The sequence below is a fragment of the Streptomyces albiaxialis genome (genome assembly GCF_039530985.1).
GTDB classification, from domain to species: Bacteria; Actinomycetota; Actinomycetes; order Streptomycetales; family Streptomycetaceae; genus Streptomyces; species Streptomyces albiaxialis.
Genome location: NZ_BAAAPE010000016.1, coordinates 332,544 through 357,547, shown reverse-complemented (window position 1 = coordinate 357,547; position 25,004 = coordinate 332,544). Strand labels below are relative to the sequence as shown.

Annotated in this window: 21 protein-coding genes; 14 read left to right on the top strand and 7 right to left on the bottom strand. The window is 73.4% G+C overall.

Annotation, left to right across the window (positions count from 1 at the left end):
* Positions 1–148 precede the first annotated feature (148 nt).
* The 10 genes from ABD343_RS33165 (at position 149) to ABD343_RS33120 (ending at position 12,877) form a co-directional block, all read left to right on the top strand.
* Complete coding sequence (locus ABD343_RS33165) at positions 149–3,781, top strand: nitrate reductase subunit alpha (RefSeq protein ID WP_425578343.1); 3,633 nt, start codon at positions 149–151, stop codon at positions 3,779–3,781.
* Complete coding sequence (narH, locus tag ABD343_RS33160; RefSeq protein WP_344533606.1) at positions 3,781–5,391, top strand: nitrate reductase subunit beta; 1,611 nt, start codon at positions 3,781–3,783, stop codon at positions 5,389–5,391. The genes ABD343_RS33165 and narH overlap by 1 nt, the downstream gene beginning before the upstream one ends.
* Positions 5,388–6,014 carry a nitrate reductase molybdenum cofactor assembly chaperone gene (gene narJ, locus ABD343_RS33155; protein WP_344533605.1) on the top strand — a complete coding sequence of 209 codons (627 nt, stop codon included), beginning with the start codon at positions 5,388–5,390 and terminating at the stop codon, positions 6,012–6,014. The genes narH and narJ overlap by 4 nt, the downstream gene beginning before the upstream one ends.
* The gene (gene narI / locus ABD343_RS33150) at positions 6,011–6,712 is read left to right on the top strand and encodes a respiratory nitrate reductase subunit gamma (protein ID WP_344533604.1); all 702 of its coding nucleotides are present in this window, start codon (positions 6,011–6,013) and stop codon (positions 6,710–6,712) included. The genes narJ and narI overlap by 4 nt, the downstream gene beginning before the upstream one ends.
* Positions 6,713–6,839: 127 nt before the next feature.
* The gene (locus tag ABD343_RS33145; protein ID WP_344533603.1) at positions 6,840–7,994 is read left to right on the top strand and encodes a tellurite resistance/C4-dicarboxylate transporter family protein; all 1,155 of its coding nucleotides are present in this window, start codon (positions 6,840–6,842) and stop codon (positions 7,992–7,994) included.
* Positions 7,964–9,139 (top strand): serine hydrolase domain-containing protein, encoded by a 1,176-nt coding sequence (locus ABD343_RS33140; protein WP_344533602.1) that lies wholly within the window; start codon positions 7,964–7,966, stop codon positions 9,137–9,139. Before ABD343_RS33145 ends, ABD343_RS33140 begins: the two co-directional genes overlap by 31 nt.
* Positions 9,140–9,244: 105 nt before the next feature.
* Positions 9,245–9,763 carry a hypothetical protein gene (locus ABD343_RS33135; protein ID WP_344533601.1) on the top strand — a complete coding sequence of 173 codons (519 nt, stop codon included), beginning with the start codon at positions 9,245–9,247 and terminating at the stop codon, positions 9,761–9,763.
* 44 nt (positions 9,764–9,807) lie between these two features.
* Positions 9,808–10,824, top strand: coding sequence for an adenosine deaminase (add, locus tag ABD343_RS33130; protein ID WP_344533600.1), 1,017 nt, complete (start codon positions 9,808–9,810; stop codon positions 10,822–10,824).
* Between the two features lie 143 nt (positions 10,825–10,967).
* Complete coding sequence (locus ABD343_RS33125; RefSeq protein WP_344533599.1) at positions 10,968–12,152, top strand: sensor histidine kinase; 1,185 nt, start codon at positions 10,968–10,970, stop codon at positions 12,150–12,152.
* A 14-nt stretch (positions 12,153–12,166) separates the two neighbouring features.
* The gene (locus ABD343_RS33120) at positions 12,167–12,877 is read left to right on the top strand and encodes a response regulator transcription factor (protein WP_344533597.1); all 711 of its coding nucleotides are present in this window, start codon (positions 12,167–12,169) and stop codon (positions 12,875–12,877) included.
* A 408-nt stretch (positions 12,878–13,285) separates the two neighbouring features.
* Here the strand turns inward: ABD343_RS33120 and ABD343_RS33115 are convergent, their stop codons facing one another.
* Entirely contained in the window at positions 13,286–14,020 is a 735-nt protein-coding gene (locus ABD343_RS33115) for an STAS domain-containing protein (RefSeq protein WP_344533880.1), read from the bottom strand.
* 221 nt (positions 14,021–14,241) lie between these two features.
* Here ABD343_RS33115 and ABD343_RS33110 point away from each other — a divergent pair, with 221 nt between their 5' ends.
* Entirely contained in the window at positions 14,242–14,688 is a 447-nt protein-coding gene (locus tag ABD343_RS33110; protein ID WP_344533878.1) for a phospholipase, read from the top strand.
* Between the two features lie 7 nt (positions 14,689–14,695).
* Here ABD343_RS33110 and ABD343_RS33105 read toward each other — a convergent pair whose 3' ends face one another.
* The 3 genes from ABD343_RS33105 to ABD343_RS33095 are packed head-to-tail and all read right to left on the bottom strand — an operon-like array spanning position 14,696 to position 17,107.
* Positions 14,696–15,574, bottom strand: coding sequence for an ABC transporter permease subunit (locus tag ABD343_RS33105; RefSeq protein ID WP_344533595.1), 879 nt, complete (start codon positions 15,572–15,574; stop codon positions 14,696–14,698).
* On the bottom strand, positions 15,571–16,245 hold the full coding sequence (locus tag ABD343_RS33100; RefSeq protein ID WP_344533593.1) for an amino acid ABC transporter permease: 675 nt from the start codon (positions 16,243–16,245) through the stop codon (positions 15,571–15,573). Before ABD343_RS33100 ends, ABD343_RS33105 begins: the two co-directional genes overlap by 4 nt.
* Before the next feature lie 19 nt (positions 16,246–16,264).
* On the bottom strand, positions 16,265–17,107 hold the full coding sequence (locus ABD343_RS33095) for a glutamate ABC transporter substrate-binding protein (protein WP_344533591.1): 843 nt from the start codon (positions 17,105–17,107) through the stop codon (positions 16,265–16,267).
* A gap of 170 nt (positions 17,108–17,277) precedes the next feature.
* On the opposite strand from ABD343_RS33095, the gene ABD343_RS33090 reads away from it, so the two are divergent.
* Entirely contained in the window at positions 17,278–17,589 is a 312-nt protein-coding gene (locus tag ABD343_RS33090) for a hypothetical protein (RefSeq protein WP_344533590.1), read from the top strand.
* On the opposite strand, the gene ABD343_RS33085 is transcribed toward ABD343_RS33090, so the two are convergent.
* Together ABD343_RS33085 and ABD343_RS33080 are read right to left on the bottom strand one after the other, a co-directional pair.
* Positions 17,573–18,958, bottom strand: coding sequence for a cryptochrome/photolyase family protein (locus ABD343_RS33085; RefSeq protein ID WP_344533589.1), 1,386 nt, complete (start codon positions 18,956–18,958; stop codon positions 17,573–17,575). The two genes, ABD343_RS33090 and ABD343_RS33085, sit on opposite strands and share 17 nt — an antisense overlap.
* 8 nt (positions 18,959–18,966) lie before the next feature.
* The gene (locus tag ABD343_RS33080) at positions 18,967–20,493 is read right to left on the bottom strand and encodes an SDR family oxidoreductase (RefSeq protein ID WP_344533588.1); all 1,527 of its coding nucleotides are present in this window, start codon (positions 20,491–20,493) and stop codon (positions 18,967–18,969) included.
* A 128-nt stretch (positions 20,494–20,621) separates the two neighbouring features.
* Here ABD343_RS33080 and ABD343_RS33075 point away from each other — a divergent pair, with 128 nt between their 5' ends.
* Together ABD343_RS33075 and ABD343_RS33070 are read left to right on the top strand one after the other, a co-directional pair.
* Positions 20,622–20,999 (top strand): hypothetical protein, encoded by a 378-nt coding sequence (locus tag ABD343_RS33075; RefSeq protein ID WP_344533586.1) that lies wholly within the window; start codon positions 20,622–20,624, stop codon positions 20,997–20,999.
* A 172-nt stretch (positions 21,000–21,171) separates the two neighbouring features.
* Positions 21,172–23,499 (top strand): glycosyl hydrolase family 18 protein, encoded by a 2,328-nt coding sequence (locus ABD343_RS33070; RefSeq protein WP_344533584.1) that lies wholly within the window; start codon positions 21,172–21,174, stop codon positions 23,497–23,499.
* Positions 23,500–23,545: 46 nt separating this feature from the next.
* On the opposite strand, the gene ABD343_RS33065 is transcribed toward ABD343_RS33070, so the two are convergent.
* Positions 23,546–24,949 carry a GntP family permease gene (locus ABD343_RS33065; protein ID WP_344533583.1) on the bottom strand — a complete coding sequence of 468 codons (1,404 nt, stop codon included), beginning with the start codon at positions 24,947–24,949 and terminating at the stop codon, positions 23,546–23,548.
* Between the last annotated feature and the right edge of the window lie 55 nt (positions 24,950–25,004).

The window sequence follows — 25,004 nt, the reverse complement described above, 5'->3', positions numbered from 1 at the left end:
CCGTTCTCCCTATGCGTTGCTCGATATCCAGAACGCATATGCGAGAAAGATTTCCTCTCGCCGAGGTAAAAGCGCCTTCCCGATGCATCCAATTCGCGGGAAAGGCCCTTCTGCCGCGAAGCGGAGGCGGAGGAAGCTGCACCATGTGGTGAAACGCGGCAAGGCGAGGGAAAAAGCGGAGCGGGCCGCCGGTGAGGCGGCCGAACGGCTCCTGAAGGCCGGCCAGTTGCTCGGCACGGCGCCCGTCTCCGAGGACCGGCGCGCGGTGTTCCGTACGGGAGAGGACGTCAACGACGCGCCGTACCGGGAGCGCTGGGCCCACGACAAGGTGGTGCGCTCGACGCACGGCGTCAACTGCACCGGCTCCTGTTCCTGGCAGGTGTACGTCAAGGACGGGCTGATCACCTGGGAGACCCAGGCGACCGACTACCCCACGACCGGGCCCGACCGGCCCGAGTACGAACCCCGGGGCTGCCCGCGCGGCGCCTCCTTCTCCTGGTACACCTACTCCCCCACCCGGGTGCGCCATCCGCTCGCGCGCGGCGTGCTCGTGGAGATGTACCGCGAGGCCCGTCGGCGGCTGCGCGACCCCGTCGCGGCGTGGGCGGAGATCACGACGGACCCCGCGAAGCGGCGCCGCTACCAGGCGGCGCGGGGCAAGGGCGGGCTGGTGCGGATCGGCTGGGACGAGGCGCTGGAGATCGCGGCGGCGGCGCACGTGCACACGCTCGCCGCGCACGGCCCCGACCGGATCGCGGGGTTCTCGCCGATCCCCGCGATGTCGATGGCCTCGCACGCGGTCGGCGCCCGCTTCCACGCGCTGATCGGGGCGCCGATGCTCTCCTTCTACGACTGGTACGCGGACCTGCCCGTCGCCTCCCCGCAGGTCTTCGGCGACCAGACCGACGTGCCCGAGTCCGGCGACTGGTGGGACGCGGCCTACCTCATGCTGTGGGGCTCGAACGTCCCCGTCACGCGCACGCCCGACGCGCACTGGATGACCGAGGCCCGCTACCGGGGCCAGAAGGTCGTAGTCGTCTCCCCCGACTTCTCGGACGCGACGAAGTTCGCCGACGAATGGCTGCACCCCCATCCAGGGACCGACGGCGCCATGGCCATGGCGATGGGGCACGTGCTGCTGCGGGAGTTCTTCGTGGAACGCCAGGTGCCGTATTTCCAGGATTACGTCCGCCGCTTCACCGACCTCCCGTTCCTGGTCGAGCTGGAGGAGCACGCGGACGGCGGCCATGTGCCGGGCCGGTTCCTCACCGCCGCGGACCTCGACGGGGAGGACGAGGCGGACCGGTGCCGGCCCGTGCTGGTGGACGCCCGTACCGACCGGGTCACCGTCCCCAACGGGACGCTGGGCGACCGCTGGTCCAAGGGCGGCGAGGAGCGCTGGAACCTCGACCTGGGCGAGACGGAACCGCTGCTCACCTTCCACCGGGACGGCTGCGACTCCGCCGGGGTCGCCCTCCCCCGCTTCGACGAGCCCGGCACGGTCGTACGGCGCGGCGTGCCCGTACGGGAGATCGGCGGGCGCCGGGTGACCACCGTCTTCGACCTGCTGCTCGCCCGCTACGGAGTACGCCGCGAGGGCCTCGACGGCGAGTGGCCCGCCTCGTACGAGGACGCGTCACTGCCCTGCACGCCCGCCTGGCAGGAGACGGTGACCTCGGTCCCGGCGGGCGCGGTGGTGCGCGCCGCGCGCGAGTTCGGGCACACGGCGGAGCGGACCCGGGGCCGGTGCATGATCGTGATGGGCGCGGGCACCAACCACTGGTTCCACTCCGACACCATCTACCGCTCGTTCCTCACGCTGCTGCTCCTCACCGGCTGCCAGGGCGTGAACGGCGGCGGCTGGGCGCACTACGTCGGGCAGGAGAAGGTCCGCCCATACGCGGGCTGGCAGCAGCTCGCGACCGGCGCCGACTGGGAGCGCCCCTCGCGCCAGATGGCGGGCACGCCGTACTGGTACGTCCACACCGGCCAGTGGCGGTACGAGCAGGCCCCCGCCGACGCGCTCGCCTCCCCCACCGCGCGCGGGCTCTTCGCCGGGAGCCACACGGCGGACCTGGTCGCCCGTTCGGTGCGGCACGGGTGGATGCCCTCGTATCCGACGTTCGCCGAGAACCCCCTCGACATGGGCCGCCGCGCCCGGCTCTCCGGGAAGGACCCGGCGCGCTGGCTCGCGGAGGAACGGGCCGCGGGGCGCGCCGAGTTCGCCTGCGAGGACCCCGACGCGCCCGCCAACTGGCCCCGGGTCCTCACCGTATGGCGGGCCAACCTCATCGGCTCCTCGGCCAAGGGCAACGAGTTCTTCCTCCGCCACCTGCTCGGCGCCCAGGACAACGCCGGCGCGCCCGAGGCGCCGCCCTCCTCCCGCCCCGCCGAGGTCCGGTGGCGGGAGGAGGCGCCGCGCGGCAAGCTCGACCTGCTGCTCGCCCTCGACTTCCGCATGACGTCCACGACGCTGTACGCGGACCTCGTGCTGCCCGCCGCGACCTGGTACGAGAAGCACGACCTCTCCAGCACGGACATGCACCCGTACGTGCACGCCTTCTCGCCCGCCATCGACCCGCCCTGGCAGGCCCGTACCGACTTCGAGATCTTCCACGGGCTCGCGGAGAAGGTGAGCGAACTGGCCGCCGGACGGCTGGAGGAGACGTACGACCTCGTCGCCACGGCCCTCCAGCACGACACCCCCGGCGAGGTGCCCGCGAACGGGCCGACGGCGCCGCAGGTCACCGTCGTCGCGCGGGACTACACGGGGCTCGCCGACCGGCTGGCCTCCTTCGGGCCGCTGGCGGTGCGCGAGGGCGTCCGGGTCAAGGGCGTGACCGTACGGCCCGAGCCGGAGAGCGCGTGGCTCGCGGCCCGCTGCGGCACCGGCACCCGGGGGGACGCGCGCGGAAGGCCGCTGCTCGACACCGACGTCAAGCTGTGCGAGGCGATCCTCGCGCTCTCCGGCACCACCAACGGGCGGATCGCCGCCGAGGGCTTCCGGGCGCTCGCCGAGCGCTGCGGCCCCGGGTCCGGGCTGGAGGAGCTGGCGGCCTCCGTGGCCGAGCGGCGCGTCGTCTTCTCCGACACCCAGGCCCGCCCGGTGCAGGTCGGGGCGAGCTTCGAGTGGTCCGGCAAGGAGGGCCCCGAGCGCCGCTACGCGCCCTTCACCCTCAACACCGAGCACCGCAAGCCCTGGCACACCCTCACCGGGCGCCAGCACTTCTACCTGGACCACGACTGGATCGCCGAGTACGGCGAGCAACTTCCGGTCTACCGGCCCCCGTTGGACGCGCCGGACCTGGGCGGCGGTGACGGGCGCGCCGTGACCGTCCGCTATCTGACCCCGCACGCCAAGTGGTCCATCCACTCCGAGTACCAGGAGAACCTGCTGATGCAGACCCTGTCGCGCGGCGGCCCCGTCATCTGGATGAGCCCGCCGGACGCCGAGGCGATCGGCGCCGCCGACAACGACTGGATCGAGGCCGTCAACCCCAACGGCGTCGTCGTCGCCCGCGCCGTCGTCTCGCACCGCATGCCGCCCGGCACGGTCTTCATGTACCACGTGCAGGAACGCATGGTGAACGTGCCCCGCTCGGAGGCGACCGGGCGGCGCGGCGGCGTGCACAACGCGCTGACCCGCCTGCTGATCAAGCCGACGCACCTCATCGGAGGGCACGCGCAGCTCTCGTTCGCGCCCAACTACTACGGCCCGACCGGCAACCAGCGCGACGCGGTCACGGTGATCCGCCGCCGCGCGCAGGAGGTGACGTACTGATGGCCCGCCCCCGGCGCGTGATGGCACAGGTCGCCATGGTCATGAACCTCGACAAGTGCATCGGCTGCCACACCTGTTCGGTCACCTGCAAGCAGACGTGGACCAACCGCAGCGGCACCGAGTACGTCTGGTTCAACAACGTCGAGACCCGCCCCGGGCAGGGCTATCCGCGCCGCTACGAGGACCAGGACCGCTGGAAGGGCGGCTGGAAGCTCTCCCACGGCCGCCTCGTCCCCCGCTCGGGAGGCCGCGCCCGCCGCCTCGCCCGGCTCTTCTCCAACCCCGAACTCCCCTCCGTGGACGACTACTACGAGCCCTGGACGTACGACTACGCCACCCTCACCGAGGCCCCGCTCGGCGACGACGTGCCCACCGCGCCGCCCCGCTCCCTGATCGACGGCCGCCGCATGGCCGTCACCGGCGGCCCCAACTGGGACGACGACCTGGGCGGCGGACCCGAGCACACCGCCGCCGACCCCGTGCTGGAGAAGATCGGCGACGAGGTCCGGCTGGAGTACGAGCAGGCGTTCATGTTCTACCTGCCGCGCATCTGCGAGCACTGCCTCAACCCGTCCTGCGTCGCCGTCTGCCCCTCCGGCGCGATGTACAAGCGGATCGAGGACGGCATCGTCCTCGTCGACCAGGACAGGTGCCGGGGCTGGCGGATGTGCGTGAGCGGCTGCCCGTACAAGAAGGTCTACTTCAACCACCGCACCGGCAAGGCCGAGAAGTGCACCTTCTGCTATCCGCGCATCGAGGCCGGGCAGCCCACCGTCTGCTCCGAGACCTGCGTGGGGCGGCTGCGCTACCTCGGGGTGATGCTCTACGACGCGGACCGCGTCGGCGAGGCCGCGTCCGTCGAGGACGAGAAGGACCTGTACGAGGCGCAGTTGAGCTGCTTCCTCGACCCGCACGACCCCGAGGTGGCCCGCGCCGCCGAGGAGTCGGGCGTCCCGCACGACTGGATCACCGCCGCGCGCCGCTCGCCCGTACGGGCGCTGATCTGCGACCACCGGGTGGCGCTGCCCCTGCATCCCGAGTACCGCACCATGCCCATGGTCTGGTACGTGCCGCCCCTCTCCCCCGTCGTCGACGCGCTCACCCGCAGCGGACACGACGGCGAGGAACCGGCGGCGCTGTTCGGCGCGATCGACAGCCTGCGCATCCCGCTGTCGTACCTCGCCGAGCTGTTCACCGCGGGGGACCCCGCGCCCGTCGAGGCCGCGCTCTGCCGCCTCGCGGCGATGCGCTCCCACATGCGGCGCGTCAACCTCGGCGAGGAGCGGGACCCGGCCCTCGCCCGCGCCGTCGGCATGGATCAGGAGGGGATCGAGGCGATGTACCGGCTGCTGGCCCTCGCCAAGTACGAGGAGCGGTACGTCATCCCGACCGCCTACACGCCCGAGGACGGCACGCCGCTGGACACCGGGTGCAGCCTGGAGGGCGCGGGCGGACCCGGGATGTACGACGCCGACGCGTTCCACGCGCCGCCGCTGGTGCCGCGGCCGGGGCCCGAGCAGGAGCCGGAACCCGAGCGGGTCAACCTGCTCAACTGGGACGGCCGGGGCCGCCCCGCCGGGCTGTTCCCCGCGCGCGGGGAGGAGGCGTGAGGCCCCGGGCGGGCCGCGCGCAGGCCGCGCTGTTCCAGGCCGCCTCTCTGCTGCTGCGGCACCCCGGCGACGACTGGCCCGAGCGCCTCGCACTCGTCCGTACGGCCGTGTCCGGGCTGCCCGGGCCCGGCGCCGCCGCGCTGCGCGGCTTCTGCCGGGACGTCGCGGACGTGCCGCAACTGGAGCTGTCCGCGCGGTACGTCGCCACGTTCGACCGCTCGCGCCGCCGCACCCTGCACCTGACGTACTACACCGACGGCGACACCCGGCGCCGGGGCGCCTCCCTGCTGCGCTGGCGCCGCCTCTACCGGGAGCACGGCTGGCGGGCGCCGGAGGACGAACTGCCCGACTTCCTGCCGCTCGCCCTGGAGTTCGCCGCCCGGTGCCCCGGGCCCGGCCGCCGCGCGCTCCAGGAGCACCGCGCCGCGCTGGAGCTGCTGCGCACGGCGCTCGACGGCCGCCGCAGCCCGTACGCCGCGGTCCTCACCGCCGTCTGCGGCGCACTGCCCGGCGCGTCGCCCGCCGACCGGGCGGCGGCGCTGCGCCTGGCGCGCGGCGGGCCGCCGCCCACGGAGACGGTGGGCCTGCTGCCGTTCCCGCACCCCGGAAGGACCGCCCCGTGAGTCCCCTGCACACGGCGCTGTGGGGCATCCTCCCCTACGTCGTCCTCGCCCTGCTGGTCACCGGCACGGTCTGGCGCTTCCGCCACGACCGCTTCGGCATCACCACCCGCTCCACCCAGCTCCACGAGCACCGGCTGCTGCGCGTGGGCGGGCCGCTCTTCCACTACGGGCTGCTGTTCGTGTTCCTCGGACACGTCGTCGGGCTGGCGGTCCCCGAGTCGTTCACCGAGCGGGTCGGCGTCCACGAGTGGCTCTACCATGCCAACGCGCTGCTCGTCGGCGGCGCCGCGGGCCTGGCCACCACGGCGGGGCTGGCGGTGCTGGTGTACCGGCGCCTGAGGGTGCCCGCCGTCCGCTCGGCCTCGCTCCGCACGGACCGCCTCGTCCACCCCTTGCTGCTCACGGTGCTGCTCGCGGGCCTGACGGCGACGGCGACCACGCTGGAGCCCCACCCCTACGACTACCGCCGGGGCGTCTCCGTCTGGTTCCGCTCCCTGTTCACCCTGGACCCCGACGTCCCCGCGATGTCCCACGCCCCGCTCGCCTACCAGCTCCACGCCCTCCTGGCCCTGGCCCTCTTCGCCCTGTGCCCCTACACCCGCCTCATCCACGCCTTCGCGGTGCCGTTGGGCTACGCGATCCGCCCGTACGTCGTCTACCGCCACCGCGCGGGGCAACGTCCCGCCACCCGTCGCTGACGGAGCGCCCCGAAGGGGCGCGGGGAACTGCGCGACCAGCCTGGGGGTACCTCCCTGCTCGAAGAGCTTGGGGGAGCACCCGCACACCGCAGCAATCGGAAAGGGGCACCCCCTGACCGGCACAGAGGTGGAGGACGAGACGAGGAACGGCGGCATCCGGGACCTCGCTCCCGCCTGCTTCGCACCCGTCATGGCCACCGGCATCGTGTCGCGGGCACTGGACCAGGCCACGGGGGCGCGTCACGCGGCGGACGCCCTGCTGGCCGCCGCACTCGCCCTGCACCTCGTGCTGCTGACGGCCACCGTGGCGCGCGCCGTACGCCACCGGGACCGGCTCGCGGCCGATCTGCGCGAACCGGCCCGCTTCTTCGGCGCGTTCACCCTCGTCGCCGCGACGGGCGTCCTCGCGTCCCGCCTCGCCACCGGGCCCTTGCGCCCCCTCGCGGCGGCGGCGCCGGCGCCCGCCGCCGCGCTGTGGGCCGCGCTCGCGCTCGCGGGCGTACGGCTGCTGCGCACGCACGGCGCGGCGGCGACGCGACACGCGGACGGCACCTGGTTCCTGGCGACCGTAGGGCTGCAGTCCCTCGTGGTCACGCTCACGTCCCTCGCACACGGGCCCACCGCCCGTGCGGTCGCGCTCGCGTGCTGGCTCGCGGGCGTCTGCCTGTACGCGGTGACGCTGTGCTGCGTCGTGCGCCGCCTCGTCCTCCACCCGCCCGGACCGGCCGAACTGGCCCCCTCGTACTGGATCCTCATGGGCGCCGCCGCCATCTCCCTGCTCGCCGGATGCGGGATCCCGGAGGGCCCGGCGACGACGGCCGCGCTCCTCGCCCTGTGGGGCTGGGCGACGCTCCTGATCCCCCCGCTGACCGCCGCGGGCGCGTGGCGCCACCTGCGCCACCGCGTCCCGGTGCGGTACGAACCGGCGCTGTGGAGCATGGTCTTCCCCCTCGGCATGTACGCCACGGCAACCACCCGCCTCGCCACAACACGCGACCTGCCGCTCCTCCGCCCCTGGGCCTCGGACCTGGCCTGGTGCGCGACGACGGCGTGGTTCGCGGTGGCCGTACTCCTGCTCGTACGGACGGTCTCGCGCCGGGGTGGACATAACTCCCCCGCGAACCCGGGTGATCCTCCCCTCGTGGGGGCCGTGGGGCGCTGGTTGGCTGGTGGGCAGGGAGGACGAGCGGGCTCTCGACAGGAGACAGGGGACGAGGGATGCGGGACTTCGGGCGGCGTGCGGTGGCGGCGGTGGCGTCGACGGCGGTACTGGCGGGGGTGACCGGGTTCACCGGGGCGCCGTACGCCGGGGCGGCGGGGGCGAAGGGTACGGACACGCTGCGTGCGGACGTCGCGGCCGTACGGAAGGCGGGCGGCGGGGAGGTGAAGGTGCTCGCGGAGACGTCCGGCGGGGGCCGTTCCGCGCGGGCGCGTGCGGGGGCGGGGGCGAAGGTGCCGTGGGAGGCGCGGTTCCGCGCGGCCAGCACGACGAAGACGTTCACCGCCGTCGTCGCGCTCCAATTGGCCGCCGAGAAGAGGCTGTCCCTGGACGACACCGTGGAGAAGTGGCTGCCCGGCGTCGTCTCCGGCAACGGGAACGACGGCTCCAGGATCACGGTCCGCGACCTGCTCCGGCAGACGAGCGGGCTCTTCGACTACACGGAGGACCCCGAAGTGGCCGCCGCGCTGCGGGACTTCGAGGCGCACCGGTACGACACGACGCCCGCCCGCGCGTACGTGGCCCTCGCGATGCGCCACGCCCCGGAGTTCGTCCCCCGCCCGGGGAAGACCCGCTGGGCGTACTCGAACACCAACTACCTGCTGCTCCAGATGATCGCCGAGAAGGCGGGCGGACTCCCCTGGCGGGAGCAGGTCGAGCACCGCGTGATCGCCCCGCTCGGGCTGCGGCAGACCTCGGTGGGCGGGGCCAACCCGTTCCTGCCCGGCCCGCACGCGCGCGTCACGGTGCCGGGCCCGGACGGCAAGCCGATGGACGTGACCGAGCACAGCCTCCAGCACACCGCCGACTCGGCCGTGATCAGCTCCACCCGCGACCTGGGCACCTTCTTCCGCGCGCTGATGGCGGGCGAGCTGCTGCCGGAGGCCCAACTGGACGAGATGCGGCGGACGGTCCCCCGCACCGGCGACCCCGACGACCTCGCCGCCTGGCCGCACGGCGGCTACGGGCTCGGCATCCGCGAGACCCCGCTCTCCTGCGGGGGCCGCTACTGGCACCACGAGGGCGACGGCCTCGGCTCGTACACCCGCACGGGCGTCACCGCCGACGGGCGCCGCGCGGTGACCGTCTCCGTCACGAGCGACGGCGGCGTCCCCGACCAGGTCCGCCTCAACAAGGCCACCCGCGCGCTGGTCGACCACGCCCTCTGCCGCCCGGCCCCGGCGCCGACCCGTTCCCGGGACTCGTAGACCCGCTCATGCCACCGGGTGGAGCCGGAGGGGCGGGCGATCTCCACCCCCGGTTCCACCCGTGGGTCCAGGTGTCACGCCCCTGATCGCAGCAGTCTGTACGGCATGACAACGACTGAGTGGATCACCGACATCGCCCTCCTCCTCATCGTCTTCCGGCAGCTCCGGGAAGGCCGGCTCGACCACAAGACGTTCCTGATCCCGCTGGGGATCGTGGCCTACGTGGCCCACTCCTACCTCAGCACCATCCCCACCGGCGGGAACGACCTCGTCCTGATCGGGGCCCTGGTCGGCGTGGGAGCCGCGCTCGGGATCCTGGGCGGGATCTACACCCGGATACGCGCCGTCGACAGGCACCTCCTGATCAAGGCCGGCGCGGTGTCGGCGACCCTGTGGGTGCTGGGCATGAGCGCGCGGATGGCGTTCCAGCTCTGGACGGAGCACTGGGGCGGCGCCGACGACGTGGCCCGGTTCAGCATGACGCACCACATCACCAGCGACCAGGCGTGGGTGGCGGCGTTCGTGCTGATGGCGCTCACCGAGGTCGTCACGCGGCTGGCCACGATCTACGCCCGCAGCCGGAGCCGGGCCGTCACCGGGGCGACCGTGCGGGCGACCGCGTGAAGGCGGCCAGGAGCACCGCTCCGAGGGCCGTATACGGTGAGGGCGTGACCGCGACCAACCCGGCAGGTGCCCGTTCACTGGTGGACTTGCCCAAGGCCCATCTGCACCTCCACCTCGACGGCTCGCTGCGTCGGTCGACCGTCGAGGAGATCGCCGCCGAGGAGGGCCGTCAGGTCCCGTGGCCGAGCGGTTACGGCTCGTTCGCGCACTTCATGGAGACGATCACGGCCGCCGCGGCGTGCCTGCGCGACGAGGAGGACGTCCGGCGAGCGGTCCACGAGATCGTCGAGGACGCCCGGGACGCGGGTGCGGTGTGGCTCGAACTCTCCGTCTGGCCGGGGTTGTTCCAGGGCCGGTTGGGCGACTACGCGTCGGCGGTCGCCACCGTCCTGGACGCCGGTCGCGACGCCGCGGAGCGGTCGGGTGTCGGTTTCGGGCTGATCGCCGCGGCCAACCGCGGGCTCGGCGTCGAGGACGCGACGGCGGTGGCCGAGGTCGCCGCGGAGTTCGCGGGCCGGGGCGTGGTGGGGTTCGGCCTCGACGGGGACGAGGCGGCCGCTCCGGCGGCCTGGTTCGGGCGCCCCTTCGAGATCGCTCGCCACGCCGGTCTGCTGTCCGTCCCGCACGCCGGTGAGATCGCGGGCCCGGAGTCGGTGCGCGAGGCGCTGGACGTGCTCGGCGCCGACCGGGTGATGCACGGCGTACGCGGCATCGACGACCCCGCGCTCGTCGAGGAACTCGCCGCCCGGGGCACGACGCTGGACGTCTGCCTCACGAGCAACGCCCTGCTCGGCGTCTACGAGCCGATCGCGGCGAACCCGCTGCCCGCGTTGCTCGACGCGGGGGCCCGGTGCTCGCTCAACGCGGACGACTCGCTGCTGTTCGACACCGACCTGCTCCGCGAGTACGAGCAAGCCCGCACCGTCCTCGGCCTGAGCGACGAGCGGCTGGCGGCGATGGCCGCCGTCTCGATCGAGGACTCCGCCGCGCCCGCCCCCCTGAAGACGGCCGCGCTGGACGGGATCGACGAGTGGCTCCACGCATCGCGGGAATCGCGATGAGCGCGGGACGAGACGGCGGAGAGGCGGCACGGGGAAGCGCCGACGTCCCGAACCCGGGCCGGCCCCCTCGCCGCGAGCCCGGCGGCGTACCGCCCGAGCCGTCCGAGCCGCCCCGTGCTCGTCGCCGACCGTACGACCTGGTCATGCGATACGTTCGGCCCGTGTCAGCGCCCGCGTCCCCGAGCCCCTCGCGGCAGCACGTCACGGGGCAGGACCCCCGGGTGCAGTGGGTGCTCACGGCGGCGGTCATCGTCATCGGCGCCCTGACGATCCGGCCCATGGGCCTCAGCGGCCAGGGGCTCGCCGTCGCTCTCCTGTACGTGGTCAACTCCGTGGCGCTGCTGGCCCGGGGGCTGCCCGTGCACCGGATTCCCCGGCGGCTCGCCCTTGTCTGGCTGACGGTGGGCATCGTCGCGGCGGCGGCCCTGATCGGGACCAGCCGCAGCGGGACGGGCTATCTGTTCGCCTTCTTCCTCGCCGGTCACCTCGGATACCGCCTCGACACCCGGTCCGCCGTCACCCTCGCGGGGCTCTGCAGTTTGCTGTGCGGCGGCGTCCTGTACTTCCACCTCGGGCCCGGTCACCACTCGCTGCCCCCGGTCGTCGGGTTCGTCACCGGCATCCCGGTCCTGGCCGGGATCGTCAACCGCAGCCAGCGCGAGGCCGTCCAGTCGGCGATCGAGGCGGCCGAGGCGGGCGAGCGCGCCGCCCGCGCCGAGGCGACCAGCGCCGTGCTGGCCGAGCGCGGACGTATCGCGCGGGACGTGCACGACGTGCTGGCGCACTCGCTGGCCGGGATCAACATGCAGTTGGAGCTGGCCGACGCGCTGCTCGACACCGGCGACCTGGAGCGCGTACGGGAGGCCAACGCGAAGGCGCACGGCCTCGTCAAGGAGAGCCTGAAGCAGGCGCAGTGGACCGTGCACGCGCTGCGCGAGGACGCGCTGCCGCTGCGGGAGAGCCTCGCCTCGATGCTCGAATCCTCCGGGCACCGCGACGCGCTCACCGTCACCGGAACCGTCCGTGAGGTGCCGGTCCAGGTGACGCAGGGCCTGCTGCGGATCGCCCAGGAGGCGCTGACCAACGCCGCCCGGTACGCTCCCGGGGGTCAGGTGCGGGTGGAACTGGAGTTCGCCGCCGCGTCGACCACGCTGAGGGTCCGTAACCGCCCCGCCACCCGTCCGGTGAGCGCGGGCACCGGCAGTGGAATGGGGCTGATCGGAATGCGCGAACGCGTCGCCCTGCTCAACGGAACCGTCACCGCCGGACCGGTCACCGAGGGGCCGGACCAGGGCGGCTGGCTGGTGGAGGCGGTGATCCCGGGATGAACGGGATGAACGGGATGAACGGAAGCAACGAGAAACGACCGCTGCGCGTGATCGTCGCGGACGACCAGGCGGCGGTCCGCGAGCCGCTCGCCACGGTGCTGGGGCTGGCCGAGGACATCGACGTCGTCGCCGCTGCCGCCGACGGGAACGAGGTGCTGGAGACCGTGGCCGCCGGGCCCGTCGATGTGGTGCTGATGGACCTGCGCATGCCCGTGCTGGACGGCATCGAGGCCACCCGCCGGCTGAGCGAGGAGCACCCGGAGGTGGCGGTCGTCGTGCTGACCACGTTCGCCGACGACGACTCGATCCTGGGCGCGCTGAGCGCGGGGGCCCGCGGCTATCTGACGAAGAACGCCGGACGCCAGGACATCGTGCGGGCCATCCGCACCGCCGCAGCCGGACAGTCCGTCCTCGACCGCACGGTCCAGGACCGGCTGCTCGCCACCGTCAGGACGCGGACGCCGAACCCGGGCCCGGACCCGGCCCCCGGCCAGGACTCCGGCCCGGGACAGCCCCGCTCCCGGCCGCTGCCGGACGACCTCACCCCCCGCGAACGCGAAGTGCTCACCCTCATCGGCCAGGGGCTGCCCAACCGCGGCATCGCCGAGAAGCTCTTCATCAGCGAGGCCACGGTCAAGACCCACATCAACAACCTCTTCGCCAAGGCCGACATCCGCGACCGCGCCGACGCCATCCGCCGCGCCATCGAGGCAGGCCTGGCCTGACGCCCGTCTCCCCCGCCGCCCCATAGACGATCGGTTATCGATCAGCTCACCGATCGCATCGCCCAGCCCTTCAATCCCCTGCCCCGACCCTGGAATGCTCGGTCGCCGATGAAGCTCGGCAATCGACGGGGGAGAAACGTCATGCGCTCATTAGCACGAACCACCGCCACGGTCCTGATGACCGCGGGAGTGCTCGTCACCTCACTGGCCACGGGCGCCAGCGCCGCGCCGACAGGCGAACCGCCGCGCACGGCGGGCCCGACCGGTTCCGTCACGCCTCCCGGCGGGCAGCAGGCGCAGGCCCGTGCGGGTCCGGGAGGGCGAGCCGGTCACGGTGTTCCACGAGGCGGACATCCCGGCCAAGTTGGTGCTCGAAGTCCCCAGAAGGGCAGAGGCGGTGCGCGGTCGTCACGGCAGGCGCAGCCCCCTCACCGAGGGCTGGGCCAGGGCCAGGTACGCGGTGCCGGGGTCCGGCTCCTGCCCCCGCGCCACCGCCGCCCGCGCGCACGCGCGCAGCCGCGCGGGCCCGACGACCCACCGCGGCCGGGCGACGACGGTGACCGTGCGGACGTACGGCGTACGGCGGTCCGCGTCGGCCAGGTCGTCGGCCTGGAGGACGACGAGGCGCCGGGGCGAGATCGCCGTGCTCAGGGCGACGGCGATCTCGCCCGCCTCGGGGAGCAGCACGACGGGCTCGCCGTCCAGGTGGAGGAGGCCGACGAGTTCGACGAGGGGCACGCCGTGGTGGACGACGGCCAGGCGCGCGAAGGGGACGGCGGCGAGGAGGTCGCGGCACTCCCCCTGGTCGAGCGCGGCCCTCGCGGGCGGCGGCCCGTCCGGTACGGCCGACTCCGCTTCCTCCGGTTCGTCCGCGCGCCGGGACGTCCGTTCCGCCGCCCCCGCCGCGGAACGTACGGGCCAGTCGTCGACGACCGTGAAGACGTGGTCGAGGCGGGCCAGGCACAGCACCCGCCAGACCTTGGCGCTGCCCCGCAGGAGGCGCAGCGTGCCGCCGTACTCGGCGACCAGCTCTTTCACGCGGAGCAGCAGCCGCAGGCCGCTGGCGTCCAGGAACGTCACCCCGCGCAGGTCCACGAGGACCTCGGCGGAACGCGCGCGGCGCAGCAGCGCGGCGGCGGCGATCCGACAGGGGGCCGATAGGGGGCTCTTAGGGGGGAACCGCGTTCAAGTCCCCTGTCACAGCGGGTAGGTAACAGCAGTGTCGCCTGACATGCCCATGTGCCGACCGGCCGACGCCGGTCCCCTCCCGGAGGTCCTGAATGCCCCGTAGCAGAGTCAGCAGCGCCAGCAGAGTGAGCAGCGCCAGCAGCACGACCGGCGGCAGAGTCACCGTCGGCCTCGCCGTGACGTCCGCCGCCCTGTTCACCCTCGTCGGCTCCGCGTCGCCGGCCGCCGCCGACCCGGCCGACAAGCCGCAGCTCCTGTCGAGCTGGACGCAGACCAGCGCCTCCAGCCAGAACGCGTTCCTCACGGCTCGCGCGAACCAGGGCCAGTACGGTGCGTACAACTTCGACTGGAGCACCGACAAGTGCTCCTCCTCGCCGGACAACCCCTTCGGCTTCCCCTTCGAGAACAGTTGCATCCGGCACGACTTCGGCTACCGCAACTACAAGAAGATGGGCACGTTCGACGCGAACAAGGCCCGCCTCGACAGCGCCTTCTACGAGGACCTCAAGCGCGTCTGCAACCGCTACAGCGGCGTCCCCAAGGCGTCCTGCAACAGCCTTGCCTGGACGTACTACCAGGCTGTGCGGGTCGTCGGGGTGAAGAAGGGCAGCCCCGTCGGCTGACAGGCCGTCACGTCTGATCCGGAGTACGGGTGACGACCGCGCCCGTGGACTTCCTTCCGTGGCGGGCGCGGGACTCGATCCTGGCGGCGAGGGTCGTCAGGAGGAGATTGAGGGCGACGAAGAGGAGAGCGACGACGGTGAGGCAGGCGATGGTGTTCGCGCCGTAGTTGGCGGAGATCAGCCGGACCTGGTGCAGGAGTTCACCGAAGGCCAGCATCTCGCCGCCGAGCGCCGTGTCCTTGACGATCACCACCATCTGGCTGGTGAGCGCCGGGAGCATCGCGGTGACCGCCTGCGGCAGCAGCACGTACGCCATCGTCTGCGTCCCGCGCATGCCGACCGCGCGGGCCGCGTCGCGCTGGCCGGAGGGCAGGGCGAGGACGCCCGCGCGGAAGATCTCGGCGACGACGGCCCCGTTGAAGATCACCAGTCCCGTCACGACGGCGTAGAGCGGACGGGAGTCCGGGTCGATGTCGCGGAGCTGCGCGTACGCCTCGTTGCACAGCAGCATCAGCATCAGTACGGGCACGGCGCGGCCGAGGTCGACGAGCGCGGCCGTCGGGGCCCTGATCCAGCGGCGCTCCGCGAGCAGGGCGACGCCCAGCAGCGCGCCGAGCGGCAGCGCGAGGACCGTCGCGAGCGCGGCGGCCTCGACGGTGGTGCGCAGCCCGGGCAGCAGGAACGCGGTCCACACCCGCGCGTCCTCGACGAACGGGCGCCACTTCTCCGCGTCGAGCTGGTGCCGCTCCCCCATCGTCTCCAGCACCCACCACGCCGCGAGCGCGAGGACGGCGAGGAACGCGAGGCCCGCCAGCCGGTGGCGGCGCCGGGCGCGCGGACCCGGCTCGTCGTACAGGACGGGCGGGCCGCCGTACGGGGCACTCACCGGCGCACCGCCACGCGGCGGCTGACCCGGCCGAGCACGAGCGCGGTGGGGAGGGTGAGGCAGACGAAGCCGAGGGCGAAGACGGCGAACACCGCGAAGATCGCGTCGCTCTCGTTCTCGATCATCTCCTTCATCAGCAGCGACGCCTCCGCGACGCCGATCGTGGAGGCCACCGTGGTGTTCTTGGTCAGCGACATCAGTACGGTCGCCAGCGGCGTCACGACCGTGCGGAACGCCTGCGGCAGCACGACGAGCGTCAGCACCTGGCGGAAGCCGAGCCCCAGGGCGCGGGCGGCCTCGGCCTGGCCGACCGGGACGCTGTTGATGCCGGAGCGCAGCGACTCGCAGACGAACGTGGCGGTGTAGCCCGCGAGTCCGAGGGCCGCGAGCCGGAAGCCGGTGTCCTTCGCCGTGCCGCCGCCCAGCGCGACGCCCATCGTCTGGTGCAGGCCCAGCGACATCCCGACGATGATGACGGCGAGCGGGATGTTCCGGACGACGTTCACGTACACCGTGCCGAAGGTCCGCATCAGCGGGACGGGGCTCACGCGCAGCGCCGCGAGGACGGTGCCCCAGACGAGCGCGCCGGCCGCCGACCAGAGCGCGAGGCGCACGGTCACGCCGAACGCGGCGAGCAGGTCGTACCGTTCGGGGTCGAGGAATCCGGGCATGGACCGCGCGTCCTCCCCCTCAGCCGCCCGTGCCGGTCTCGGTGAGCTTCGGCGCCGCCTCCGCCTCGTACCCGGCGCCGCCGAAGTGCTCGCGCACGGACCTCTTCCAGGTGCCGTCGGCGACCATCTTCCGCAGCGCCCGGGTGACGTCGGCGCGCAGCTCTTCCTGGCCCTTCGCCACGCCGACGCCGTACTTCTCGTCGCTGAGCCCGAGGCCCGTGAGCCGGAACTTGCCGCGGCTCTCCTTCCGGGCGGCGAACCCGGCGAGGATCGCGTCGTCGTTGGTCAGCGCGTCGACGGCCTTGTTCTCCAGGCCGGTCAGGCACTCCGAGGGCGAGCTGAACTCCTGGAGGTCGGCCTCGGGCGCCAGCGTGTTCTTGACGTTCTGCGCGGAGGTCGAGCCGGTCACCGAGCACAGCTTCTTGTCGTTGAGATCCTCCGCCGAGTCGATCGAGCCGTCCCCGGCGCGGACGAGCAGATCCTGGTGCGCGAGGAAGTACGGGCCGACGAAGTCGACCTTCCGCTTGCGCTCGGGCGTGATCGAGTACGTGGCGATCACGAGGTCGGCGTCGCCCCGCGTGAGCACGTTCTCGCGCTCGGCGGGCACGGTCGGCTTCCACTCGATGTCGTCGGCGGCCACGCCGAGCCGCTTCGCGAGGTACGTGGCGACGTCGATGTCGAATCCGCGGTACCGCCCGTCCGGCGTTCTGAGCCCGATGCCGGGGAGGTCGTCGCGCACGGCGATCGTCAAGCCGTCCCTCTTCCCGTCACCCGCCGAGCCGTCGTCCGATCCGCCGCACGCGGCGGAGGCCGCGCAGAGGAGCCCCGCCACCACCGCGATGTTCACCGCACGGGATGCCATGTCGCGTCAGCATGACCGCGCCTCGGGCAGGAGACAACACAAGGGGCGGCAGTGGCTGGAAAGAGCCCGGATCGCCCGTTCGGACGCTGAACGCGCGCGCCCCGCCGTCCGTGTAGAGGAGTAAGAGGACCGACATCGAACGGACCGACCGGGAAGGGCAGGTGATCGCGATGAAGCGGCGACCATCCGGATGGACGACCCGACGGGCCCGCCGTGGCCTCTTCCTGGCCGCGACGGTCACCGCGCTGCTGGGCATCGCCTCGCCCGTGCTGGCGAGCGGCTCCGCCCAGTACTGCGGTGCCGGACGCGGCCCGACGGCCGATGTCGCGGTGCAGGGCGCGATCGACGACGCGCGCAACTCCGCGAGCGGCGACGGCAGGTCCGACTGCGAGCTCGCCGAACAGCCGCAGATCTTCGAGGTCTTCGACGACCCGGTCTTCGGCCACGTCTTCCGTGCGAGCGTGGTCATGACCTGCGAGTGACGTCCAGGCCGCGGGCGCTCTGGAAGCGGGCGAGCCCGTCGGCGAGGGCGACGACCGGCTCGGGGTAGCCGCACGCGGCGCGTTCGCGCGCGGGGAGCTTCCAGGGCTCGTGCACGGCCGGGCCCCGGATCCCGGCGAGTTCGGGCACCCAGCGCCGTACGTATGCGCCGTCGGGGTCGTAACGGCGGCCCTGGCGCACGGGGTTGAGGACGCGGTTGGGGCGGGTGTCGGTGCCCGTGCCCGCCACCCACTGCCAGTTGAGCTGGTTGTCGGCCACGTCGCCGTCGACGAGCAGGGCGAGGTAGTGCCGGGCGCCGGTCCGCCAGTCCACGTAGAGGGTCTTGGTGAGGAAGCTCGCGGCGAGGAGCCTGCCCCTGTTGTGCGTCCAGCCCTCGTGGCGGAGCTGGCGCATGGCGGCGTCGACGACGGGGTAGCCGGTGCGCCCCCGCCGCCACGCCTCTGCCTCGTCGCCGTCCGTACGCCAGGCGTCGTCGCGCGGCCGGTAGTCCTCGGTGGCGGCGTCGGGGCGCGCGGCGAGGACCTGGTGGTGGAAGTCGCGCCAGCAGACCTGGCGCACGAAGGCCTCGGCGCCCTCGCCGCCCTTCTCGCGCGCCCGGCGCACGATTTCGGTGGGCGAGAGCGTGCCGAAGTGCAGGTGCGGGGAGAGCCGGGAGGTCGCGTCCCCGGCGAGATCGTCGTGGCGTCGCGCGTACGCGCGCACGGGGCCGCGCAGCCAGGCGGTGAGCCTCCTGCGGCCCTCGGTCTCGCCGCCCCGGGCGAGCCCGGGAGAGACCCCGTCCACGTCCTCGCGCGCGGGGAGGCTCTCCGTGCGGACGCCGTCGGGAACGCGTACGGCGCGCGGCGCCGCGAGCGGGTCGCGGGTGCCCTCCCCCGCCCACCGGCGCGCGTACGGGGTGAACACGGCGAAGTGGTCGGCGCCCTTCCCGCTCGGCACGACCGCGCCGGGCGGCACGACGGTGACCACGGCGTCGTGCACGCGCAGGACGCCTCCGAGCCGTCCGACGGCCGCGCGGATCCGCCGCTCGCGGGCCTGCGCGTAGCCGCTGACCCCGGCCGCCAGGTGCACCTCGACCGCCCCGGTCTCCCGTACCACCTCGGCGACCGCGTCCGCGGCCTCGCCGGAGCGGACGATCAGCCGGCCGCCCCGGGCGCGCAGCTCCGCGTCGAGATCGGCCAGGCAGTCCGCGAGGAACGCGACCCGGTTCGGCGCGTCGAACCCGGCTTCCGCCACGCGCCGGTCCCGCACGAAGAGGGGCACGACCCGCTCGCACGAGGCCAGCGCGGAGCGGAGCGGCGGATGGTCGTGCACCCGCAGGTCGGAGGTGAAGAGAACGACGGCGGTACGCATGCGGTTCCTCAGGTGTCGGGGCGGGCGGCGGCCCGTTCGGCCGTGCGCGCGATGTTGCGGGACATGCCGCCGAAGACCACGGCGTGGAACGGGGAGACGGCCGCCCAGTACAGGTGTCCGGCCAGGCCGTGCGGGTGGAAGAGGGCGCGCTGGTGGTAGCGGGAGCGCCCCTCGCCGTCCGGTTCCGCGCGCATCTCCAGCCAGGCGGGGCCCGGCAGCCGCATCTCGGCGCGCAGCCGCAGCATCCGGCCCGGCTCGATCTCCTCCACCCGCCAGAAGTCGAGCGCGTCGCCCACGCGCAGCCGCTCCGCGTCGCGGCGTCCGCGGCGGGGCCCGACGCCGCCCGCGAGCAGATCGATCCAGCCGCGTACGGCCCAGGCCAGCGGGAACGAGTACCAGCCGTGCTCGCCCCCGATGCCCTCGATCACCCGCCACAGCTCCTCGGGCGGGGCGTCCACCGCCCGCGTGCGCACGTCGGTGCGCAGGCTGCCCCCGGACCAGTCCGGGTCGGTGGGCAGCGGGTCGCTGGGGGCGCCCGGCGTGGCGGCGGAGGACCAGCGGGTCGCGACGTCGGCCTCGCCGATACGGCGGAGCGCGAGCCGCAGCGCCTCGTCGAAGCCGAGGGGCGCGCCCGGCCCGTCGGGCACGTACCGCGCGATGTCGTGCTCCCGGCACACCACCTCGTGGCGCAGGGACTCCGCGAGCGGCCGGGCCAGGCCGCGCGGTACGGGTGTGACCAGGCCGATCCACAGGCTGGAGAGGCCCGGCGTCAGCATCGGCACGCGCAGCACGAGTCGCTTCGGCAGCCGCGCGACGCGCGCGTAACGGTGCATCATGCCCTCGTACGTGAGGACGTCCGGGCCGCCGATGTCGAACGCGCGGTTCACGTCGTCCGGCATCCGCGCCGCGCCCACCAGGCAGCGCAGCACGTCGCGGACGGCGATGGGCTGGACGCGGGTGCCGACCCAGCTCGGGGTGACCATGACGGGCAGCCGCTCGGTGAGGTACCGCAGCATCTCGAAGGACGCGGAGCCGGAGCCGATGACGACGGCGGCGCGCAGGACCGCGGCGGGGACCGGCCCGGCCAGGAAGACCTCGCCGACCTCGGCCCGGGAGCGCAGGTGCGGCGAGAGGTCCCGGACGGGCACGCCGGAGGGGGTCAGGCCGCCGAGGTAGACGATCCGCCGTACGCCCGCCTTCCCGGCCTCCTCGGCGAAGGTGCGCGCGGCCTCCCGGTCGGTGCGTTCGAAGTCCGGGCCCGAGCCGAGGGCGTGGACCAGGTAGAAGGCGACGTCCGCGCCGCGCAGTGCCGCGCGGACGGAGTCCCGGTCCGTCACGTCGCCGCGCGCGGCCTCGGCCCGGTCCGCCCAGTCGTGGTCGCGCAGCTTCTCCTGGGAGCGGGCGAGGCACCGTACCCGGAATCCGGCGTCCAGGAGTTCGGGAACCAGGCGCCCTCCGATGTAGCCGGTGGCGCCGGTCACGAGGCAGAGGGGGCGCTCCTCCGCCGTACGGCCGTCGCCGTGTTCCTCGGTCATGTGCCCTCCGCTCGGTACGTGGTGCGCCGTCGCAGACTCGCACGTCGCGGCCGACGCGGGGCGGGGCCACTCCGCGGTGCGATGCTGGTCGGCGGAACGGGTGTGCGGGCGAGAGCGAGGAGTGGGCCGTGCGAGTGGGTGTGCTGCGGGCCGTCGGCGCGGCGACGGCGGTGTACGGGGCGGTCGTGACGGCCCGGCCCGGGTGGCTGGCGCGGCCCTCGGGGCTGCCGGACGACGCCGGGACGCGGACCTCGCTGCGCCCGCTGGCCTGGCGGGACGTGGCCAGTGGCCTCGCGCTGCTGACGGCGCCGGACGGGGACGCGCTGCGGACCGCGGCGTGGGTGCGGATGGCGGCGGACTTCGGCGACGCGGCGCTGCTGGGCGCGACGCTGCCGGGACGCGGGCGGCGCGCGGGGGCCGTGGCGGTCTCGGTGGGCTGGGGCGCGCTCTCGGCGTGGGCGCTGGTCTCGTCGCCGCCTTCGCGACGGGGCTCCGGGTCAAGTTAGGGTAAAATTCAGCGAGTTGGTCCAGTCCTGTACGGGCCCGGGAGCGTGGAGGACGTCCCCGGGGAGCCGGATTGGTACGGTCCGCTCCGCTCGCGCGATGCGTTGACATGTCCGGCCGCGGCAGTTCCCTGGGAAAGGTCTGCACCAATTGGACCGCACTCCGAGGAGAGCCATGTCCGCACCGAGACCCCCCAGATCCGGATCAGGGCCCGAGCCCTTCTTACGCCCCGGGCGGCGCCTCGTCGTCGTCCTGACCGTGCTCGCGCTGGCCGTCGCCGGGCTGACCGCGCTCGGCACCGCGCCCGCCCGCGCGGCCGGTTCCCTGACCGCCGCCTTCAGCACGTCCGGCAGCGGCTCGTCCTGGACCGGCAAGTTCGTCGTCAAGAACAACGGCGACGCGGCCGTCGACAACTGGTCGCTGGAGTTCGACCTCCCCGACGGCGTCGGCATCAGCGGCCACACCCACGGCACGGCCCAGGTCCAGGGCCGCCACGTGACCGTGACCCCCGCGTACTACAACGCCCGCGTCCCCGCGGGCCGCGACACCGAGCCGTACAGCTACACGTTCCAGGGCAGCGGGCCCATGACCGCGCCCACGGGGTGCCTGATCAACGGCGAGAAGTGCGACGGCAGTCCGGCCGTCCCGCCCCGGGCGCCGACCGGCCTCAAGGTCGCCGACACCACCGCCCGCACCGTCAGCCTGGAGTGGACGCCCGCCGTGCAGGGCGACTTCCCCGTCTCCTCCTACGAGGTGCTGCGCGGCGACACGGTCGTGGCGGCCGGCGCGACGCCGAGGGCCACCGTGCGCGACCTGACGCCCGCGACCTCGTACGAGTTCACGGTGCGCGCCAAGGACACCCGGGGCAACGACGGGCCCGCCAGCGCGCCCGTCACCGCGAAGACCGTCGATCCGGCGACCGACACCGTGCCGCCGACCGCGCCCCGCAACCTCAAGGCGGGCGAGGTCACCTCCAGCACCGTCGCCCTCACCTGGGACCCGGCGACCGACGACAAGCGCGTGGCCGCGTACGACGTGTACCGGGACGGGGACCTGGTGGAGAGCCTGCCCGCCGACACGCTGGCCACGACGGTGCCGGGGCTGACGCCCGCCACGGAGTACGCGTTCACCGTGAAGGCGCGGGACGCCGCCGACAACGCCTCTCCCGCGAGCGCCGCCCTGAAGGTCACCACCAAGGAGGCCGTCGGCGACGGCGGCCACGCCAAGGTCGGCTACTTCGTGCAGTGGGGCATCTACGGCCGCCAGTACTTCGTGAAGGACCTCGACACCTCGGGCGCCGCCGCCAAGCTCGACGTGGTCAACTACGCCTTCGCCAACATCGACCCCAAGAACCTCACCTGCCTCAACGGCGTCACCAAGGGCACCTCCCAGGACCCGCAGGACCCCAACCAGGGCGACGGGGCCGGGGACGCGGAGGCCGACTACGGGCGGGCCTTCTCCGCCGCGCAGTCCGTGGACGGCGTGGCCGACGACGGCTGGGGCAAGCTGCGCGGCAACTTCAACCAGCTCAAGAAGCTCAAGGCCAAGCACCCCCACCTGAAGGTGCTGGTCTCGCTGGGCGGCTGGACGTACTCGAAGTACTTCTCCGACGTCGCGAAGACGGACGCCGCGCGGCAGAAGTTCGTGAAGTCCTGCATCGACATGTACATCAAGGGCAACCTCCCCGCCTACAACGGGGCGGGCGGCGACGGCGTCGCGGCCGGGATCTTCGACGGCTTCGACCTCGACTGGGAGTGGCCCGGCTCCCCCGACGGCCACCCCGGCAACCACTGGAGCCCCGAGGACAAGGCCAACAACACCGCGCTGATCGCCGAGTTCCGCAGGCAGCTCGACGCGCTGGGCGACGGCCACAAGCTCCTGTCGGCCTTCACCCCCGCCGACCCGAAGAAGGTCGACGCGGGCTGGGACCTCAAGGAGATCTTCAAGCACATGGACTTCGCCAACGTCCAGGGCTACGACTTCCACGGCTCCGGCAGCGACAACTCCTGGGAGCCCGACCGCACCGGCCACCAGGCCAACCTCTACCCCGACGCCCAGTCCCCGTACGAGAACGACTTCAGCGTCGACGGCGCCGTCCAGCACTACCTCGACGCCGGGGTGAGCCCGCGCAAGCTGACCGTCGGCTTCCCGTTCTACGGGCGCGGCTGGCAGCAGGTCGCGGAGGGCGGCGCGAAGGGCGAGTACCAGAGCGCCAACGGGGCCGCGCCCGGCCAGTTCCAGGAGGAGGCCGGAACCCGGGGCTACGACAACCTCGTCGCCAGCCTCCCCAACCTGACCGTCCACCACGACGAACAGTCCGTCTCCACGTACGGCTACACCGGCGCGGGCGGCCAGTGGTGGTCCTTCGACGACACCTGGTCGATCGGCAAGAAGGCCGAGTACATCAAGTCCAAGGGCCTGCTGGGCGCCATGATCTGGGAAATGTCCGGCGACACGGCGAACAGCTCCCTCTTCAACGCCCTCGACCGGGGCCTGCCGTAGAGCCGTGACCGCGTGGCCCCGCCGGCGTACCGGTCGGCGGGGCCCCTCAGGTGAACAGCGACACCGTGAGGATGAGCGGCAGGGAGATGACCGAGGCCAGGGTCATCGGCAGGGTGTGGGTCTTGAGCGTGCCGCGGGTGGAGAGGCCGAGCAGCGACTGGAACATCCAGAAGAAGTTGCTGGACACGTGGGGCAGGAAGAGGGCACCCGAGCCGGCCGCGAGGGCCACCAGGACGGGCGGCGCGTCGAGGCTGCCCGCGATCGGTGCCAGGATGCCCGCGGCGGTGATGCCCGCGACGGAGATCGAACCGAGGGCGATGTGCAGCACCGCCGCCACGATCCAGACCAGCAGCAGGGGCGGCAGGAAGCCGGAGGAGAACGCGTCGCCGAGGGTGTCGGCCATGCCGGAGCCCTTGATGACGAACCCGAGCGAACCGCTGATGCCGCTGAGGACGAGGATGGGCCCGCACTGGCTCAGCGCCGCGCCGATCGCCCCGCCTATCTCGTCCCGGTCACGTACGCGGCGGGCCAGCGCGTAGGCCGAGGTGGCGCCCAGGAGGAGGGCGACGACCGGGTCGGTGAGGAAGACGAGCGCGGCGGAGTCGACGGACATCGCGTCAGCGAGCGCGCCGCCCGCGATGAGCAGCAGCGTCAGCAGCACCGGGGCGACGGCGAGGAGCAGGGGAAGCTCCGGGCGGTCCCGCTCTCCGTTCCCCGGGCGGTCCTCGGGGGCTTCGGCCGGGTCGGGGGCCCCGGGCGCTTCGGGGGCCTCGGCCGGGTCGGGCGCTTCGGTCCCGTCCGCCTCGTCCACTTCGGGGTCCCACTTCAGGAAGCGGAGCAGCGCGGCGTAGGCCAGCATGGTCAGCAGCGCCGTGGGCAGGCCCACCGCGAGGCCGACCGCGAACATCTGGCCCAGCGGGACGTCCAGGATGCCCGCGATGGCGACCGCGGCGACGCCCGGCGCGACGAACACCAGCCCCACCTCGATGCCCGCCGTCAGCGCGCCTCCCATCAGCGCGCGGCCCCTCGCGCCCAGCCGCGGCCCCAACCGCCGCGCGAGCGGCGCCGAGAGCACGAGCAGCACGTCCGAGTAGATCGAGGTGAACAGCGAACTCAGGGCGGCGGCGAAAACGTACGGAACGGCGCGGTCGCCGAAGAGCTTGAGCATCGCCTCGACCAGCCGGCGCATCGTGTCCGTGACCGTCAGCAGCGCGCCCAGGACGACGCCGAACGCCACCAGGATGCCGATGTCCCCCATGACGTCGGCGAATCCGTCCGCGACCGCCTTCGGGGTGTCCTTCGCGCCGACCTCGGTGGTGAGCCCGAGATAGAGGGTGCCGAAGAGCAGCGCGAACGCCGGGGGGAACTTCAGCCAGGTGATCGTGACGACGATGCCGGTGATGGCTATCGCCGTGTTGCACAGCAGCAGGACTTCGTCAGGCACAGGCACGGGACTCTCCGCTCGGCGCGAGGCGCGTGGATTGCCGTACATCGTGACGACGGTC

Excerpts from the sequence above, each read along its gene's own strand:
- ABD343_RS33080 (WP_344533588.1), bottom strand. The coding sequence starts at position 20,493 with ATGACCGAGGAACACGGCGACGGCCGTACGGCGGAGGAGCGCCCCCTC.
- ABD343_RS33100 (WP_344533593.1), bottom strand. The coding sequence starts at position 16,245 with ATGCCCGGATTCCTCGACCCCGAACGGTACGACCTGCTCGCCGCGTTC.
- ABD343_RS33125 (WP_344533599.1), top strand. The coding sequence starts at position 10,968 with ATGCGATACGTTCGGCCCGTGTCAGCGCCCGCGTCCCCGAGCCCCTCG.
- ABD343_RS33095 (WP_344533591.1), bottom strand. The coding sequence starts at position 17,107 with ATGGCATCCCGTGCGGTGAACATCGCGGTGGTGGCGGGGCTCCTCTGC.
- ABD343_RS33120 (WP_344533597.1), top strand. The coding sequence starts at position 12,167 with ATGAACGGAAGCAACGAGAAACGACCGCTGCGCGTGATCGTCGCGGAC.
- ABD343_RS33085 (WP_344533589.1), bottom strand. The coding sequence starts at position 18,958 with ATGCGTACCGCCGTCGTTCTCTTCACCTCCGACCTGCGGGTGCACGAC.
- ABD343_RS33135 (WP_344533601.1), top strand. The coding sequence starts at position 9,245 with ATGACAACGACTGAGTGGATCACCGACATCGCCCTCCTCCTCATCGTC.
- ABD343_RS33070 (WP_344533584.1), top strand. The coding sequence starts at position 21,172 with ATGTCCGCACCGAGACCCCCCAGATCCGGATCAGGGCCCGAGCCCTTC.
- narH (WP_344533606.1), top strand. The coding sequence starts at position 3,781 with ATGGCCCGCCCCCGGCGCGTGATGGCACAGGTCGCCATGGTCATGAAC.
- ABD343_RS33090 (WP_344533590.1), top strand. The coding sequence starts at position 17,278 with ATGAAGCGGCGACCATCCGGATGGACGACCCGACGGGCCCGCCGTGGC.